Source organism: Cellulomonas sp. GbtcB1, assembly GCF_019091725.1.
GTDB lineage: Bacteria > Actinomycetota > Actinomycetes > Actinomycetales > Cellulomonadaceae > Cellulomonas.
This window is the reverse complement of record NZ_JAGXJG010000031.1, coordinates 1-16,288: the sequence shown is the minus strand read 5'-3', so window position 1 is coordinate 16,288 and position 16,288 is coordinate 1. Positions and strand designations below refer to the sequence as shown.

19 protein-coding genes are annotated in these 16,288 nt (G+C 76.6%); 12 read left to right on the top strand and 7 right to left on the bottom strand.

Annotation, left to right across the window (positions count from 1 at the left end):
• Positions 1-58: 58 nt before the first annotated feature.
• Genes KVT14_RS12230 through KVT14_RS12215 form a run of 4 tightly spaced genes read left to right on the top strand, consistent with a single transcriptional unit; the run spans position 59 to position 1,931 of the window.
• On the top strand, positions 59-994 hold the full coding sequence (locus KVT14_RS12230; RefSeq protein ID WP_217615917.1) for an aldo/keto reductase family oxidoreductase: 936 nt from the start codon (positions 59-61) through the stop codon (positions 992-994).
• Positions 995-1,051: 57 nt separating this feature from the next.
• Entirely contained in the window at positions 1,052-1,285 is a 234-nt protein-coding gene (locus tag KVT14_RS12225; RefSeq protein WP_217615916.1) for a YlcI/YnfO family protein, read from the top strand.
• A complete protein-coding gene (locus KVT14_RS12220; protein WP_217615915.1) occupies positions 1,285-1,590 on the top strand; it encodes a type II toxin-antitoxin system PemK/MazF family toxin in 306 nt (101 codons plus the stop codon). The genes KVT14_RS12225 and KVT14_RS12220 overlap by 1 nt, the downstream gene beginning before the upstream one ends.
• Positions 1,591-1,628: 38 nt before the next feature.
• Positions 1,629-1,931 carry a DUF1905 domain-containing protein gene (locus KVT14_RS12215; RefSeq protein WP_217615914.1) on the top strand — a complete coding sequence of 101 codons (303 nt, stop codon included), beginning with the start codon at positions 1,629-1,631 and terminating at the stop codon, positions 1,929-1,931.
• 21 nt (positions 1,932-1,952) lie between these two features.
• Here the strand turns inward: KVT14_RS12215 and KVT14_RS12210 are convergent, their stop codons facing one another.
• On the bottom strand, positions 1,953-2,300 hold the full coding sequence (locus tag KVT14_RS12210) for a hypothetical protein (RefSeq protein ID WP_217615913.1): 348 nt from the start codon (positions 2,298-2,300) through the stop codon (positions 1,953-1,955).
• 154 nt (positions 2,301-2,454) lie between these two features.
• Between KVT14_RS12210 and KVT14_RS12205 the strand changes: the two genes are divergently transcribed.
• Together KVT14_RS12205 and KVT14_RS12200 are read left to right on the top strand one after the other, a co-directional pair.
• The gene (locus tag KVT14_RS12205) at positions 2,455-3,357 is read left to right on the top strand and encodes a LysR family transcriptional regulator (RefSeq protein ID WP_217615912.1); all 903 of its coding nucleotides are present in this window, start codon (positions 2,455-2,457) and stop codon (positions 3,355-3,357) included.
• A 45-nt stretch (positions 3,358-3,402) separates the two neighbouring features.
• On the top strand, positions 3,403-4,650 hold the full coding sequence (locus KVT14_RS12200; RefSeq protein ID WP_217615911.1) for an FAD-dependent oxidoreductase: 1,248 nt from the start codon (positions 3,403-3,405) through the stop codon (positions 4,648-4,650).
• Between the two features lie 18 nt (positions 4,651-4,668).
• Here KVT14_RS12200 and KVT14_RS12195 read toward each other — a convergent pair whose 3' ends face one another.
• From KVT14_RS12195 to KVT14_RS12185, 3 genes are read right to left on the bottom strand one after another with little or no spacing between them, the layout of a single operon-like run.
• Positions 4,669-5,178, bottom strand: coding sequence for a DUF6584 family protein (locus KVT14_RS12195; protein ID WP_217615910.1), 510 nt, complete (start codon positions 5,176-5,178; stop codon positions 4,669-4,671).
• Positions 5,126-6,331: a glycosyltransferase family 2 protein gene (locus tag KVT14_RS12190; RefSeq protein WP_217615909.1), complete on the bottom strand. Its 1,206-nt coding sequence runs from the start codon at positions 6,329-6,331 to the stop codon at positions 5,126-5,128. Before KVT14_RS12190 ends, KVT14_RS12195 begins: the two co-directional genes overlap by 53 nt.
• A gap of 3 nt (positions 6,332-6,334) precedes the next feature.
• Positions 6,335-7,339: a phosphodiester glycosidase family protein gene (locus KVT14_RS12185; protein WP_217615908.1), complete on the bottom strand. Its 1,005-nt coding sequence runs from the start codon at positions 7,337-7,339 to the stop codon at positions 6,335-6,337.
• 193 nt (positions 7,340-7,532) lie between these two features.
• On the opposite strand from KVT14_RS12185, the gene KVT14_RS12180 reads away from it, so the two are divergent.
• From KVT14_RS12180 to KVT14_RS12160, 5 genes are all read left to right on the top strand, one after another.
• A complete protein-coding gene (locus KVT14_RS12180; protein WP_254630835.1) occupies positions 7,533-8,417 on the top strand; it encodes a class I SAM-dependent methyltransferase in 885 nt (294 codons plus the stop codon).
• Positions 8,418-8,486: 69 nt separating this feature from the next.
• Entirely contained in the window at positions 8,487-8,909 is a 423-nt protein-coding gene (locus KVT14_RS12175; protein ID WP_217615907.1) for a VOC family protein, read from the top strand.
• On the top strand, positions 8,876-10,768 hold the full coding sequence (locus KVT14_RS12170) for a bacterial transcriptional activator domain-containing protein (protein ID WP_217615906.1): 1,893 nt from the start codon (positions 8,876-8,878) through the stop codon (positions 10,766-10,768). Before KVT14_RS12175 ends, KVT14_RS12170 begins: the two co-directional genes overlap by 34 nt.
• A gap of 187 nt (positions 10,769-10,955) precedes the next feature.
• Entirely contained in the window at positions 10,956-11,246 is a 291-nt protein-coding gene (locus KVT14_RS12165) for a hypothetical protein (protein ID WP_217615905.1), read from the top strand.
• Positions 11,243-11,554: a hypothetical protein gene (locus KVT14_RS12160; protein WP_217615904.1), complete on the top strand. Its 312-nt coding sequence runs from the start codon at positions 11,243-11,245 to the stop codon at positions 11,552-11,554. The genes KVT14_RS12165 and KVT14_RS12160 overlap by 4 nt, the downstream gene beginning before the upstream one ends.
• Before the next feature lie 22 nt (positions 11,555-11,576).
• Here KVT14_RS12160 and KVT14_RS12155 read toward each other — a convergent pair whose 3' ends face one another.
• Complete coding sequence (locus KVT14_RS12155; protein WP_217615903.1) at positions 11,577-12,353, bottom strand: peptidase M10A and M12B matrixin and adamalysin; 777 nt, start codon at positions 12,351-12,353, stop codon at positions 11,577-11,579.
• Between the two features lie 277 nt (positions 12,354-12,630).
• The gene (locus tag KVT14_RS12150) at positions 12,631-13,998 is read right to left on the bottom strand and encodes an NYN domain-containing protein (RefSeq protein WP_217615902.1); all 1,368 of its coding nucleotides are present in this window, start codon (positions 13,996-13,998) and stop codon (positions 12,631-12,633) included.
• 80 nt (positions 13,999-14,078) lie between these two features.
• Here KVT14_RS12150 and KVT14_RS12145 point away from each other — a divergent pair, with 80 nt between their 5' ends.
• A complete protein-coding gene (locus KVT14_RS12145; protein WP_217615901.1) occupies positions 14,079-15,632 on the top strand; it encodes a PucR family transcriptional regulator ligand-binding domain-containing protein in 1,554 nt (517 codons plus the stop codon).
• Here KVT14_RS12145 and KVT14_RS12140 read toward each other — a convergent pair whose 3' ends face one another.
• The gene (locus tag KVT14_RS12140) at positions 15,633-16,193 is read right to left on the bottom strand and encodes a hypothetical protein (RefSeq protein WP_217615900.1); all 561 of its coding nucleotides are present in this window, start codon (positions 16,191-16,193) and stop codon (positions 15,633-15,635) included.
• Positions 16,194-16,288 lie beyond the last annotated feature (95 nt).

Genomic DNA, 16,288 nt, shown 5'->3' with positions numbered 1-16,288 from the left:
GAGTCGGTGGCGCGCCCCGGTCACCGGGCGCACGTCACCGTCGACCCGAAGGACCAGCATGAAGACCTTCACCCTGCCCGGCACCGACATCCTCGCCCCGAACGTGGTCCTCGGCCTGATGCGCATCCAGCAGAAGTCCGACGACGAGGTCCGGGAGCTGATCCGCGCGGCCCGCGACGCGGGGATCGCGTTCGTCGACCACGCCGCCGTCTACGGGGACGAGAAGCACGGCTGCGAGGCGCGGTTCGCCGAGGCGCTCGACCTGACGCCGTCGCAGCGCGACGAGTTCGTCATCCAGACCAAGGCCGGGATCATCAAGGACGGCCCGTACTTCGACTTCTCGTACGAGGAGATCGTGTCCTCGGTCGAGGGATCGCTGCGCGCGCTGCGCACCGACCACGTCGACATCCTGCTGCTGCACCGCCCGGACGCCCTGGTCGAGCCGGACGAGGTCGCCCGCGCGTTCGACGAGCTCTCCGCCGCCGGCAAGGTGCGCGCGTTCGGCGTCTCCAACCACACGCCGCAGCAGATCGAGCTGCTGAAGAAGTCGGTGCAGCAGCCGCTCGTGGTCAACCAGCTGCAGCTGAGCATCACGCACGCGCCGCTGATCGCGCAGGGCGTGGCCGCGAACATGGCGGCACTCGACCAGTCGATCTCGCGGGACAACGGCCTGCTCGACTACTGCCGGCTGCACGACATCACCGTGCAGGCGTGGTCGCCGTTCCAGAAGGGGTTCTTCGACGGGGTGTTCCTGGAGGACCGGGAGACCTACGGCGAGCTGAACGCGGCGATCGACCGGCTCGCCGAGAAGTACGGCGTGACACCGACCGGCATCGCGGTCGCCTGGATCACCCGGCACCCCGCGCAGATGCAGGTCGTGCTCGGGACGACGACGCCGTCGCGGGTGACCGAGTCGGCGGCGGGGTCCGAGGTGCCGCTGACGCGGGCCGAGTGGTACGAGCTGTACCGCGCAGCGGGGCACACGGTGCCGTGATCCACCGATCTCGGGGACGGGGTTCCGCATGCATCCCACCGTGAATACCATGGTGGGATGAGCACGCAGATCGCGGTCAGGCTGCCGGACGAGATGGTCCAGGTCGTCGACGCCCTCGTCGCATCCGGGCGGGTGCGGAGCCGCGCGTCGATCGTCGAACGCGCGCTGGCCCGGGAGATCCGGCGCATGGAGACCGAACGCGACGTCGCGGTCCTGCGCGGCGACCCGGCGCCGGACGACCTGGCCCCGCTCGCGGCGTGGGCGGCTCGTCAGCCGCTGGACCTCGACTGATGCGGGCGATCCATCTCGCGTCGCTGGACAAGACGAGGCCTGTCCTCGTGCTCACCCGCGAGCCCGTGCGCCCGTTCCTGCGCCACGTGACCGTGGCTCCGATCACCTCACGGGTACGTGGCCTCACGACCGAGGTGCCCGTGGGTCCGGAGAACGGCCTCGACCAGGCGTGCGTGGTGTCCTGCGACAACGTCACGACGATCCCCGTCGAGCTGCTCGGTCGGGAGGTCGGCGCCCTGCTCCCCACCCAGGAGCACCTGCTCACCCGAGCTTTGGCGGGGGCGTTCGACCTGCAGCCGGACTGAACGGCGCGCGTGTCGGCGGGGTGCGGCAGCATCGGGGCATGACCTTCGACTTCGAGGCTCCGCTCTGGCTGTGGGAGGCGCGGCGCGCCGAGCGCTGGACCTTCGTCAGCGTGCCGGAGGACGCGTCCGACGAGATCCTCGAGCGGGCCGGCGCGTTCGCGCGCGGGTTCGGGTCGCTGCGGGTCGAGGTGACCGTCGGCGGGACCACCTGGCGGACGTCGATCTTCCCGGACGGTGGGAAGCGGGCCTACTCGCTGCCGATCAAGAAGGCGGTGCGGGCAGCGGAGGGCCTGGAGGTCGGCGGGTCCGTGCGGGTCCGGCTGCGGGTGCTGGACGTCTGACCGAGCGGGCCCGACCAGGCGTCAGGCCGCGAGGTCGACCACGCGGGCGGGCACCGGCTCGACCGCCACGGCCGGCACCTCGACGACCTGGGCCGCCGCGCGCTCCACGGCCTCGCGCTGCCGCTGCCGCCGGGCCTTCAGCACCACGGAGACGGCGTGCGCGCCGACCACGGCCCACACCGCGTTGGTGACCACCGACGGCCACACCCCGCTGCTCGCGGCGACCAGGCCCATGAAGAGGCCGGACACGACGTTCGCGAGCTGGTAGCGCCCGGACGTGGGCGCCCACTTCCCGCGGGTGACGAGGACGTAGGCGACGAGGCACGTGACCGCGCCGACCCAGCCGAGCGCGGTGACGAGAGCGGACACGGGCGTACTCCTGGCAAGGCAGAGGGGTGGGTGGAGGGCCGGCCGCGCGGGGTCCCGCGGTTCGCCGGCAGCAGAATCATGCGGCCAGATCGGGTTCAGCACAATCGAATGATGTTGCGACAGGGGTGCAGCAGAACTGAATTAGGATGAAACGGTGCCGACCGACCCGCGCCGCCTCGCCGTCCTGCTCGCCGTGCACCGTGCCGGCGGCGTGCTCGCCGCCGCCGATCTGCTGCACGTGACGCCCTCCGCGGTGTCCCAGCAGATCGCCCGGCTGGAGTCGGAGGAGGGGGTCGCGGTGCTCGACCGCAACCCCCGCGGCGCGACCCTGACGGCCGCCGGCCGGATCCTCGCGGAGGCCGCCGAGCGCATCGAGTCGGAGCTCGTCGAGGCGCGGAAGTCGCTCGCGGAGCTCGGCGGTGAGCTCTCCGGCCGGGTGACCGTCGCGGCGTTCCAGACCGCCATCCGCGCCGTGATCGCCCCGGCGTTCGCCGTCGTCGCCGAGCACCACCCCGGCATCGAGCTGCTGATCGAGGAGCGCGAGCAGGGCGAGTCGATGCGCCGGCTCCGGGAGGGGGACGCGGACATCGTGCTGCTGGAGCGGGACGAGGACGCGGACACGCACGTCCCTCGGGGGCAGCGCGACGTGGTGCTGCTGGAGGAGCCGTGGCGGCTGGTGCTGCCCGGGTCGGTCGCGACGCCCACGCAGCTGTCCGACCTCGCCGGGGTGACCTGGTTGGCGGCCGAGCCGCAGACGGCGGCGGCCCGCGCGATGGGCCGGGTGACGGCGGCCCTCGGACCGGTCACCTCGCGGCACCTGTACTACGACTTCGACGTCGCGCTCGCGCTCGTGGCGGCGGGCCAGGGGGTCGCGCTGCTGCCGGCGCTCGCGCTGCAGGGCGAGCTGCCGGACGGCGTCACGGTGGCGACCGTTCCGGGGCTCGGGTCGCGGCGGCTGGTCGCCCGGCACCGCGCGACCCGGCGCGAGCCCGGACCGGCGGTGGTGGCGGTCATCGACGAGCTGCTGGCCGTGGCGTCCGGGATCGACCCGGTGTGACGCCCCGCCGGGCGCCGCGCGCACCCCGCCCCTAGGCTCCGGCGCATGGACTGCGACGTCGTGGTGGTCGGGGCCGGGTTGGCCGGGTTGACCTGCGCACGGACCCTGCACGCGCGCGGGCTGGACGTCCGGGTGCTCGAGGCGGGGCCGGCCGTGGGCGGCCGGGTGCGCTGCGAGCAGGTCGACGGGTTCACCCTCGACCGCGGGTTCCAGGTCATCAACCCCGCCTACCCGGCGCTCCGGGAGGTGGTCGACGTCGACGCCCTCCGGCTGCAGCCGTTCCTCCCCGGCGTCGCCGTGCGGCGGGACGACGGCCTGGCGGTGCTCGCGGACCCGCGGCGCGCGCCGGCGCGGCTGCCCGAGACGCTCGGCAGCGGCTACGTCCGGGTCGGGGAGCTCGCGGCGCTCGCGCGCTGGGCGGCCCCGGCGCTCGGACCCGTCCGCGCGCTGGAGGACGGGCCGGACACCACGCTCGCGGAGTCGCTGACCGCGGCCGGGGTCGACGGGCGGCTGCGGCACGAGGTGCTGGAGCCGTTCCTCGCGGGGGTGCTGGCCGACGAGTCCGGGGCGACGTCGGCGACCTTCGCCCGGCTGGTGGTGCGGTCGATGCTGCGAGGGACGCCGGGGCTGCCGGCCGGGGGAGCCGGGGCGCTGCCCGCGCTGCTCGCGGAGGGCCTGCCGCACGTGACGACCGGCGCCCGGGTCGCGGCCGTCGAGCGGGTCGACGGCGGCCGGGCGGTGCAGGTCGAGGGCAGCCGGGTGCGGGCGCGGGCGGTGGTCGTCGCGGCGGACCCGGTCACGGCGGCCGACCTCGCCGGGGTCGAGGCGCCGCCGATGCGTGGCCTCACGACGACCTGGTGGGCGGCCGAGGGCATCCCGCGGGTCGACGCGGTCGTGGTCGACGGACGGCGGCGCGGGCCGGTGGTGGACGCGGCGCTGATCTCCGCGGCCGCCCCGTCGTACGCGCCGGCGGGCGCCCAGCTGGTGCAGGCGACCTCGGTGCTGCCGTCGGGCCCGTGGGACGCCGCTGCCCGCCCCGACCCGGCCGAGGTGCGGCGCCAGGCGGGGGAGATGCTCGGCGTCGACCCGCGGGGCTGGCGCGAGCTCGCGACGCACGAGATCGCGCACGCGCTCCCCGCGGCGACGCCGCCGCTCCGGGTGCGGCAGCCGGTCGACCTGGGCGACGGGCTGTACGTGTGCGGCGACCACCGGGACACGCCGTCGCAGCAGGGCGCGATCGCGTCGGGCCGGCGCGCGGCGCGGGCGGTGGCGCGGCGGCTGCTCGGGGTGTGACGAGGGCTGCCGAGCCGCTCAGAGGACGAGGCCGACCAGCCAGCGGACCACGGTGATCGCGCCGACGACGAGGAACGTCAGCAGGACGCCCAGGACCGCCACCGCGAGGAGGTCGCCCCACCACGGCACCGGCTGCGGGTCGGGCCGCGGGCGGCGCCAGGCCCAGGGCTCGCCGGCCAGCTCCTCCGCGCGGGCGCGCAGCTCCCGTAGACGCTGCTCGGCGAACGCGGAACCGGTGCCGTCCTCGGCCCCCTCCCACCGCAGAGCACGCGCCATGTGACGGGCGTCGCCGCGGTGCGCCCGCTCGAACGCCCGGATCTCCTCGGGGGTCGTCCGCTCGGACAGGTAGCCCCAGCGTCCCGCTTCCTGGGGCTCGCCGAGCGTCCGGTGGACCTCTGACAGCCGCTCGCGCACGTCGAGCCGCCGCGGGGCGTGCTCGACGAGGCTGCGCAGGCGCACGCGCGCGCCGTGCGGGTCACCGGTCGCGAGCAGGTGCTCCGCCCGCGCGAGGGTCTGCTCGATGGGCACGCGCGGACTGTAGCGCGACGCCGCAGGTCGGCGCGGGTGCCTGCTCCTCGGCGCCGGGGGACCGGCCGACCCCGTCCGAGGCAGGCGGACGACCGCCGCCGGCGAACACAAACCGGCGCTGGACCTGGAAGCTCACGAGGTACAGCGCCGCCTCGGTGGCGACCTTCGCCGGCAGCAGGCCGATGCCGAGGGCCGTGAGCGCCGCCAGGAGCAGGTAGCTCGCGCCGAGCAGGAGGACGGCGAGCGTCGCGTACCGCGCGGCGGCCCGGCCCCACGGCGCGCGGGGGGTCGCGCGGCAGCCGTCCGGTCCGCTCCGGCCGGCGCGCCCGAACACCAGCTCCCGGTTCACCGCGAAGTTCACCCCCGCGCTCAGGACGCGCGCCCCGAGCACCGAGGTCGCCAGCGACCCCGTCGCCGCGTGCAGCGCCAGCAGCGCCACGGTGTCGACCGCGAACGCCGACAGCGACGACAGCGAGAACAGCAGCAGCGGCGCGAGCACCCGCGCCGAGTCGGCGAGCGGCCGGAAGTGCGAGGACGCATTGCCCTCCAGGTAGATGGTGGCGATCTCGACCTCCTCGACCGGCTGCCCCTCGGCGGCGGCGCGCAGCAGCAGGTTCTGCTCGTACTCGAAGCGCTCGCCGCGCACGGTCCGCAGCCAGGGCAGCAGCGCGGCCGGGTAGCCGCGCAGGCCGGTCTGGGTGTCGCGGAGCCGCAGCCCGGTGGCGAGGTGGAACACCCGGGCGGTGACCCGGTTGCCGAGCACCGACCGTGCCGGGACCCGCCCGGTGAACGCCCGCACGCCCAGCACGGTCGCGGGCCGGTCGGCGGGCTGGGCGTCCAACGCGGCGGCCACTCGGAGCACGTCGGCGACCGAGTGCTGGCCGTCGCTGTCGGCGCACACGACCGGCTCGCCGGGGTGGTGCCGCTCGGCGTGGGCGAACCCGGTCTTGAGCGCGCAGCCCTTCCCGCGGTTGCCCGGGTGGGTCAGCACCGTGCAGCCCTGTGCGCGGACCCGGTCGAACAGGGCGCGGGACGCCGGCCCGGAGCCGTCGTCGACCACCAGCACGCGTACGCCGGGGGCGGAGGCCCGCAGGTCGCCGACCAGCCGCACCAGGCGCTCGTCGGGCTCGTAGGCCGGGACCAGGACGATCACGGCTCAGCCCCCGATGTACAGGATGTCGGAGGTGCCGCGCTCGGTGCCCGTGCCGAGCGGGTCGTTCACGAGGGAGCCGTCGAAGTACATCGTCGAGGAGCCGCCGCCGTCGATGTTGTACGCGGTGGTGGCCCCGAGGGACTGCATGATCTCGGCGAGCCCGGTCATGTCGACGCCGGCGGAGTACCCGGGGGACCGGCCGTCCACGACCACGAACACCAGGTGGTTGTCGTCGACCACGCCGACGGCGGTCCGCGGCTGGTCGCCCTGGATCGAGTGGTTGCCGACGTTGGTGTCGACCTCGACGTCCTCGATGCCGTCGACGACCTCGCCGCCGGAGACGAGCGCCGGCCCGAACGACAGGGTGTTCCACACCCCGTCCGCCACCAGCGCGTCGGCCGTCGTGGCGGTCTCGTCGTAGACCTCGACGTGGCCGTCCGTGTAGAAGGCCAGCCCCTCGCGGGCGCCCTCGTCGCGGTAGACGACGCCGTTCCGGATCACGATGCCCGTGTCCCGGAACCCGTAGTAGTCGCCGTTGATCGCGAACACCGCGTCGTTGTCCTCCGCGATCGCGGACGTCGTCTCGGTGATGTTGGTGCCGAACTGGTTGTTCGCGAAGGCCGAGCGGAGCACGGTGGCGTCCGACAGGGTCACGTCGGCGACGTAGTACGTGACCTGGTCGTCACCGCTGCCGGTCACGACCGTGGAGATGCTGATGCTCGCGTCGTCGGACTCGTAGGTGGTGCCCGTGACGGTCGCGTCGGCGTCGGCGCCCGCGTCGGTCGCCGCGGCGTCGGCCGTCGTGCCGTTCTGCGCGGCCTCGTACGCCTGGACGTCGGCGATCTCCACGTGGTCGATGACGAACCGGTCGAGGGCCCAGGCCGACCCGCCGCCGACGGCGAGCAGCAGGACCAGAGTCGAGACCAGCAGGGACCGGCGGAGCCGGCGGCGGCGCGGGGGCCGGCCGGCGGGTGCGCCGTCGGGCCGGGTGCGGGGGTTTCGGGTCATGCGGACAGGTCTACGGAGGCGGTCCAGGGCCTCCCGGTGCGGGTGCTGTGCGCGCCGTGTGAGCCGGCGGGCGGGTCGGCGGGTGGGTCTGTCGCGGCGTCACACGCCCGCGCACACGCCGCGGGGGTTCCGTGGTCCGCATCCGGGCACCGGCAGGAGGGCCGGGCCCCAGGGCGAGGAGCAGGTGGACGAGATGATGACGATCGTCGGGGGAGCGCGCGCGACGGACGACGCGGCCGCGACGGCCCTGAAGCAGCGGCACCGCGCGATGTGGGCGCTGGGCGACTACCCGGCGCTCGCGGCCGAGGTGGTCGGCGGGCTGGGGCCGGTGCTGGTCGACGCGGTGGGCGTGCGTCCCGGGGAGCGGGTGCTCGACGTGGCCGCCGGGACGGGGAACGCGGCCGTGCCCGCGGCGCTCGCCGGGGGCCGGGTGGTGGCGTCGGACCTGACGCCCGAGCTGCTCGACGCGGGGCGCCGCGCGGCGGAGGCGCGGGGGATCGCGCTGGACTGGCGGGAGGCGGATGCCGAGGCGCTGCCGTTCCCGGCCGGGGCGTTCGACGTCGTGACGTCGTGCATCGGGGTGATGTTCGCCCCGCGGCACGAGGTCGCCGCCGCGGAGCTGCTGCGGGTGTGCCGGCCCGGCGGCCGGGTGGGGCTGGTCGCGTGGACGCCGACCGGGTTCATCGGGCGGCTGTTCGCGACCATGAAGCCCTACCTGCCGGCGCCGCCGCCGGGCGTCCAGCCGCCGCCGCTGTGGGGCGACGAGGCGCACGTGCGCGGCCTGCTCGGCGCCGGGGTCGAGGACGTCCGGGTCGAGCGCCGGTCGCTGACCGTCGAGGCGTTCGGCACGCCGGAGGCGTTCCGGGACTACTTCGCGAGCCGGTACGGCCCGACCATCGCCGCGTACCGGGCGGTCGCGGACGACGCGGACCGCACGGCCGCGCTCGACGCCGACCTGGTCGCGCTGGCCCGGGACGCCGCTCGGGATGCCGCGCGGGGCGGCCGCGGCGGGGGGAGGTCGCTGGACTGGGAGTACCTGCTGCTGACCGCGCGCCGGACGGGCGCCGGCGCGTCTTGACGGCGGCGAGACGACGGCGGCACTGTGAGACAGGTCACACCATGTCGTCGTCCCGGACAGGAGCCAGCCATGCCCACGCGCCTCAACCCGTACCTCGGCTTCCGTGACACGGCCCGCGAGGCCATGGAGTTCTACCGGTCCGTGTTCGGCGGCGAGCTCACCGTCAGCACCTTCGGGGACTTCCAGGCCAGCGACGACCCGGCCGAGAAGGACAAGGTCATGCACTCCCAGCTCGAGACGCCCGGCGGTCTCGTGCTCATGGCGTCGGACACCCCGAACGCCATGCCGTACACCCCGGGCGACAACTTCTCGGTCTCGCTCAGCGGCGGCGCGGACTCGGAGGCCGAGCTGCGCGGGTACTGGGACAAGCTGGCCGACGGCGGGAACGTGGTCGAGCCCCTGGCCACGGCGCCGTGGGGCGACGCGTTCGGGATGGTGGCGGACAAGTTCGGCACGATGTGGCTCGTGAACATCGCGGGCGAGGCGGGCTGACCCCGGGGGCGGTCGCCCTGCTCGGCCCGCCGGCGATCCGGCGGGCCGAGCCGCACCCGCCCGCGCCACCGGGCCCGCGCGGGAGCAAGGCGTGGCTGCTGCTCGCCTACCTGGTGCTGGCCGGCCGCGGGGTGCCGCGGAGCAGGCTGACCGGCCTGCTGGTCGGGGACGCGGACGACCCCGGGGCGGCGCTGCGGTGGAACCTGTCGCAGCTCCGGCGCGCGCTCGACGGTCTCGCGGACGTGGGCGGGGACCCGCTCGTGCTGGACCTGCGGCCCGGCACGGTCGTCGACGTCCGGGTGCTCGCGTCGGGGGCGTGGGCGGACGCCCTCGCGCTCCCCGGGTTCGGCGGCGGGCTGCTCGAGGGGCTGACCCCGCGGGGCAGCGCCGCGCTCGAGCTGTGGCTCGCCGCGGAGCGCGAGCGGGTCGCCGGTCTGACCGCGGCGATCCTGCACGAGGCCGCGCACGCCCGGCTGGCCCGGGGGGACGCGGCGGGGGCCGTCGACCTCGCGGCGCGGCTGGTCGCGGCCGAGCCGCTGGCGGAGCGCGGGCACGAGCTGTGGGCCCGCGCGCTCGTCGCGGCGGGGGACCGGGCGGGCGCCGAGCGGCGGGTGGCCGAGTGCCGGGCGCTGTTCCGGCGCGAGCTCGGGGTCGAGCCCTCGCCGAGCCTGGCGGCGGCGCTGCGCTCGCGCGACCTCGCCGGCCCGGGGACGCGGGTCGCGGGTCCCGGCGGGCGGCGGGGCGGGACGGGGTCGATCGCGTCCGGCACGCCCGCCGCGGTCGACGCCGCCGTCGAGGGCGGCGAGGGTGCCGCGCACGTCGGGGCGTACGAGCGCGCGATCGACCTGCTGCGCGCCGGTGTGGACGGGGCCCGGGACCTCGGCGAGGACGCGCGGCTCGCGACCGCCCTGGGCGCGCTCGGCCGGGTCCTGGTGCACGGCGTCCGCGGGAGCGACGAGGAGGCGGTCGCGGTCCTGCACCAGGCGCTCGTCGCGGCGCGGCGCAGCGGGTCCGCGGACGTGGCCGCGCGCGCCGCGCTCGAGCTCGGGCACGTCGAGACGCTGCGCGGGCGGTACCCGCGCGCCGGGATGTGGTTCCGCCGGTCGCGGGAGCTGGGCGGCGACGACGCCCGGTTGCGGGCCTGGGTCGGGGTGTTCGACGGCATCGGCCGCAGCGACCAGGCCGACTACGCCGGGGCTGCGGCGACCCTCGCGGAGGCGACCGAGGACGCGCGGTCGGCGGGCGACCTGCGCGCCGAGGCGTACGCGCTGACCGCCCTCGGCCGCCTGCGGGTGCTGCGCGACGAGCCGGGTCCGGCGCTCGCGGCCCTGGACCGCGCGTGCGCCGTCGCGCAGGACCTCGGCTGGACGTCGTTCCTGCCCTTCCCGCGGTCGCAGCGTGCGGAGGTGCTGCTCCGGGCGGGCGACCTCGCCGGCGCCGAGGCGGGGTTCGAGGGCGCGTACGCGCTGGCCTGCCAGGTCGGCGACCCCTGCTGGGAGGGCTACGCGCTGCGCGGGCGCGGCCTGCTCGCGGCGGCCCGCGGCGACGACGCCGCCGCGCTCGACCTGCTGACGGCGGCGCCCGGTGCCTGCCGCCGGCAGCGCGACGCGCACGACTGGGTGGAGGCGCACTGCCTGGACGCGCTGTGCGGGTTCGCGGTGCCGCGCGAGGTGCCCGGGACGGCGGCGTGGGTCGACGAGCTGGAGGGGTTCGCCGCGCGCCGGGGGATGCGCGAGCTCGTGGCCCGGGCGGGCCTGCACCGCGCGGCGCTCGGGCAGCCGGGGGCGGCGGAGCACGCCGCGGCCCTGGTCGCGGGGATCGACAACCCGGCCCTGGCCGCCGCGCCGACCCGGGGCTGACGGGCTTCGCGCGGCGGTCCGCGGTGCACGCGCGCCTCGGGCGGACCCGCGCCCCGGGCGTGCGCCGGGACGACCACAGGCGTCCGTCACCTGCGGCGTCCCCAGGACGTGCGCGGCTCGTCCGCGGCCCGGTTCCGCGGATCCGTACGGTCGCCCCTCTCGGATGGGGGTGGGCGTGCACGACAACGTGCGTTACATTCGGTGGACGATCGTGGAGCTGGCGTGGACCCGGGACGCCGAGGACCACATCGCCCGGCACGCGGTCGCGCGGCAGGACGTCGAGGACGTGCTGGGCGGGCGGTACTGGCAGGCCCGGGGTCGCTCCGGCACCGCCCTCGTGTACGGCCGCACCCGGGGTGGCCGTCCGCTCCTGGTCGTGCTCGCCCCCGGGCGAGACGGTGCGGCCGCGGTCGTGACCGCCCGGGACCTCACGCCCGCCGAGCGGCGCGCGCTCCGACGGAAGGAGACGGCACGATGACCGAGAGCGTCCGGCGCCTGCGCCGGCACTACGACCGCACCGACACGAGCGCGGAGCTCGCGTCGGCGGAGCCCGTCGAGCCCGTCGAGCCCGGCGAGGGCCGCATGGTCGGCATCACGATCCGGCTGCCGCAGACCACCCTGGACGCCGCGCGCGCGGTGGCCGACGAGGAGGGCGTGAAGGTCACCGCACTGCTGCGCGCGTGGGTGGAGCAGCGGCTGGCGGAGCGGGTGGACGACCGCACGGTGGTGCCGGTGGCGGACCTCCGCAGGCTGATCGCGCGCGCGGCGCGGCGGCACCCGGGCTGAGCGGGCGGCCCGTACGCCGGGGTCAGACGCCCGGGGCGCACGCGCCCTGGCCGAGCGCCGCGAGGCCCGCCAGGTCGCCCGCCTGGAACGTCGAGACCGTCGCGACGGGGTTCATCAGCTGGGTGGGGTCGTCGACGTGGTCGAGGCCGACGAGGTGGGCGAGCTCGTGCCGCAGCACCGCGGGCCACGGCGTCGCGGTCAGGCCTGGCCGGAGCAGGTCCGTGTCCAGGTAGACCACGCCGGTCACGTCGGACGTCCGGCCGCGCGCGTCGGTCACCGACTGCGGGCCGCCCACCCCCACGACGTCGCCGGCCAGCGACGGCACGGTCGCCGCGTCGGCGAACCGGACCAGCACCGGCGCCCACCGGTCGCCGTACCGGTCGGGGAGGAACGCGTACCGGTCGGGGTCGGCGGGCTCCGCGACCACGCCGTCGTCGACGAACGTCAGTCCGGTCGCCGCGGCGAGCTCGGCCGTGGCCGCCTGCACCTGGGCGGCGAAGTCCGCGGGTGCCCCGGTCGGGTCGACGACGACGTGGATCGGGCGGCAGGGCGACCACGTCACGGGGACCGTGGCGCCGGTGCTGTCCCGCTGGGTCGCGAGGAACGCGTAGGACGTCGCCGGCGTCGCGGGGACGACGGCGGGGGCGAGCCGTCCGTCCGCCTCCTCGACGCCCGGGCGCGGGTGGTCGCGCGCGGACGCCGCGACGAGCGCGAGCCACGGGGCCTCGACGCCGAGCGCCGGCAGCCACCGGGTCCCGTAGACGGCCGCGACCGTGAGCACGACCAGCCAGGGCAGCACGGTCGCGGCGCGCCGGCGCCGCCGCGCTGGCAGCGGCGCCGGGGCCGGCGACCACGCGCGCGGGTCGGACGACGGGGACCAGCCCGGCGGGGGTCGGTCGCGGCGGCGGAACGGCACACCGTCCCATCGGCCGGCGCGGCGGGCGGGTTGAGCCGCGCCGCGCGGCCGGGCCGACGCCGCCTACGCCTCCCGGCCCCGCCGCCGGTGATCGTGGTGGGCGGGGCCGGAAGGCGTAGGCGGGGCGGAGGCGCGCGGAGGCGGGTCCCGCCCGGGCGGCTCAGTCCTCCAGGTCGTCCAGCAGGCCCCCGCCGACCCAGTCGTCGATCGCGACCTCGTCGGCCTCGGTCAGCTCCATGCGCGCGCCGCGGCAGAGCCCGACGACGTTGTCCGCCCAGGCCTCGGCCACGTCGACCGCGGTGACCGAGTCGTCGAGCTCGAGCCCGACGTACAGCACGCCCGAGATCACGGTGTTCACGGTCGACCGGCCCACGGCCGCGCCGGCCGCCTGGCAGGCGTCGCGGACCCGGCGGGCGGTCGCCGTGCGCTCGAACGGGTGCGCCCGGACGTCGTCGGCGAGGGCCGTGAGCAGGACGCGGTAGTTGTCCCGGCTCAGCCCGGGGGTGTCGGTGACCGCCACGACCTGGCGCTGCAGCGCGGACGAGTCCGTGCCCGGTGCCGCGGCGCCGGGCAGGTCGGCCTCGCCGAACCGCTTCGGGTCCCACACGTACCCCGGTGACGGCCGCGCGGCGACGCCGAGCTCCGGGACGGCCGCGGCGAGCCACGGCAGGAAGCCGCCGGTGCCGGCCCAGCGGGTGCTCGGGAGCGTGGGGTCGGCCTTCTGCGCGGCCTGCGCCACGGCGCCGGTCGGGACGGGGCGGTCGGCGGACCGGACCCGCTGCAGCACGGCGCGGCGCGCGGCGAGCGAGCCGGCGGAGCCCGTGGCCGCGGCCGGCTGGTCCTCGCGGCGGGCGCCGCCGCGGGACCCGGACCCCTCGCGGGCGGGCTCCGGTGCCGTCGGGGCGCTCGGCTCCGGCCCGGTCGCCGCCGGCTCGGACTCGGGACCCGGCGGCACGTCCGCGGCCTCGGCCGCGCCCTGCCCGGCCGTCACCAGCTCCGCCAGGTCGTCGGCGGTGATGACCGTGTCCGCGACGGCCCGGTACGCGCTGGCCGCCGGGCTCGCGGTGATGATCGTGACCCTGCGGTCGGCGGCGCGGCACCGCTGCACGAGCGGCGTGAAGTCGGCGTCGGCGGAGACGATGACGAACTCGTCGTACCGGGTGTCGGCGTCCAGCGCGTCGACGGCGTCCAGCACGAGGTTGATGTCGGCGCTGCTCTTGCCCTGCTGGGTCAGCGACGGGCAGTCGACGACCTGGAAGCCGGCGCGCGTGAAGTTCGGGCGGAACCGGCTGAAGACCGAGGGGTTGAGGTAGCAGGCGCGCACCAGGAACCGGCGGGTGAAGTCGCCGTCCGCGTCGGTGCCGCTCTCCAGCTCGGCGAGCCAGTGGCCGGGGTCGGTCGCGAACGCCTCGGCGGCGTCCGGGTCCAGACGGCGCAGGCCGATGTAGACGTTGTCGAAGTCGACGAACATGGCCGTGCGCAGGCGGCGCGGCACGTCGGGGCGGCTGGGGTCGAGGGCTGACGTCACGTCGCCATCCTGCCGCGAAACCGGCCGGGCCGCCCCGCTCGTACACTGTCCCGGTGCCGAGCGGGACCAGGTGGTGAGCAGTGGACGTCCGTGACCTCCTGGCCGCACCCGACCTCGGGCTGAGCGTGGTGGCCGCCGAGCCGGACGCGCTCGACCGCCCGGTGACCGCCGCGTACATCACCGACCTGCCCGACCCGTCGCGGTTCCTGTCGACGGGCGACGTGGTGCTCACCAGCGGCCTGTGGCTCGACCGGCCGGACGGCGCGGCGGTCTTCCTCGGCGCCCTGGCGCAGCAGAACGTGGCGGCCGTCGTCATCGGGCTCATCGAGATCGGCGTGATCCCCGACGAGGTCATCGCGCTCTGCCGCGCCCGCGGGCTCACGCTGCTCACGGTGTCGCCCGGGGTGTCGTTCCGCCGGATCGCCGACGAGATCGCCTCCCGGCAGCCGGGCTCGGCCGCGGGCCTGGCGAACCGGACGATGCGGTTCAGCCGCCGGATCGCCGACACGGTGTCGCGCGGCGGCGGGGTCGCCGAGCTGCTGGCGCAGTTCACCGCGGAGTTCGCGGTCGGCTGCTGGGTCATCGACGAGACCGGGATGCTGCTGGCCACCGCGGGCGCGGCCCCGGACCGCGCGCAGGTCGCCGAGCAGTGGAACGCCGTCATCGCCCGGGAGCACGACAAGCGCGTGATCCTGCCCGGGGAGGGCACGGAGCACGGCCCGGCCACGATCGTCCGCACCGGCGCCCGCGACCGGTCGGGGTTCTTCGGCTGCTGGGGCGACCACCGGTCGTTCTCGGACGAGGTGGCGCTCGCGCTGGACGCGGTCGTGGGCGCGCTGCGCGTCGAGATGGAGCTCGCGGCCCGCTGGCGCGAGACCCGGGACGCGCAGGTCGCCGCGCTGATCACGGCGATCCGCGACCAGGAGGCGTCGCCGGGTGCGATCTCCGCCCGGATGCGCCTGGAGGGCATGGCCCCGTCGGACGAGACGACGATCGTCACGGCCCGGGTCGACGACCCGCGGTTCCCCCGCGCGGCGGTGCTCGAGATGCTGCAGCGCACGCTGACGGCCCGGGGGCACCGGGTCCTGGGCTGCCGGGCGGACGACCAGGCGATCCTGCTGGTCAACGGCGCGGGCGACGACGAGCGGCCGCTCGCCGAGCACCTGGCCGAGGAGTACCTGCTGCTGCTCGACGGCCGGCAGCTGCGCGTCGGGATGAGCGACCCGGTCAGCGGGGTCAGCCGGCTGAACTCGGCGATCGCGACGGCGGTCGAGCGGGTGCAGAACGCCTCGGGCCCCGAGCCCGTGGTGGTGTCGACGTCGCTGCACGTGCAGACGCACCGCGCGCTGCTGCGGATGCTCGGCGAGAGCACCCGGTCCGGCTACGCCCGCGAGGTGCTGGCGCCGCTGCTGTCCTACGACGAGCGGCACAACGCGGACCTGGTGGGCACGCTGCGGGCGTTCCTCGACGGCGGCGGGGCGTGGCAGGAGACGGCACGGCAGCTGCACCTGCACACGAACACGCTGCGCTACCGGATCGCCCGCATCGAGGAGCTGACCAACCGCGACATGAGCACCATGTCCGACCGGGTCGATCTGTTCCTCGCGATGACCTGCCTGGACGAGACCGAGTAGCTAGCCCGCGGCGGGCAGCGCCGGGGAGGCCACGACGTAGACACTGCGGCTCCAGCCCCAGTCCGCCAGCAGGGCCGAGCCGTCGAACCACGCCCGGTCGCCGTCGGCGAGGTGCACGCCCGCGGCGTCGCCCGGGACCGCGCCCCGGTCGTCGACGCTCGCGACGAGCGCGAACTTCGTGCCGTTCGAGTAGTAGAGGTAGTGCTTGGCGCCGTACACCGTCCGGCAGTCGCCGCCGGTGCCCGCCGGGTCGCGCGGGATCGCCTCGATCGCGGCCTCCCGCTCGAGCGCGGCGAGGAACTCCACATCGGCGTCGCTGTCGAACCGGCCCTCGGCGCAGGTGCCCGTGCTGAGCGGGTAGCCGCCGTGCTGGTCGGCGTACCGCTCGAGCGCGGCGGCCAGCCGGTCGAGGTCCGCGACCCGCTTGGCGTCGCCCCGGGGGAGGGCGCCCGCGCCCGCGACCGTGGGCCCGACGATCCCGACCAGGGCCGCGACGAGCGCGCCGGCGATGAGGACCACCAGCGCGACGAACCGGACCCGCGTCGAGCCGAGGCGGCTCACGGGGTCACCCCGCCGGTGCCCCGGGCGGCCGCCGCGGCGACGGCCGGGGCCCCGACGGACCCGGCCCGCTGCGTCGGGATCAGCGCCGCGGGCGC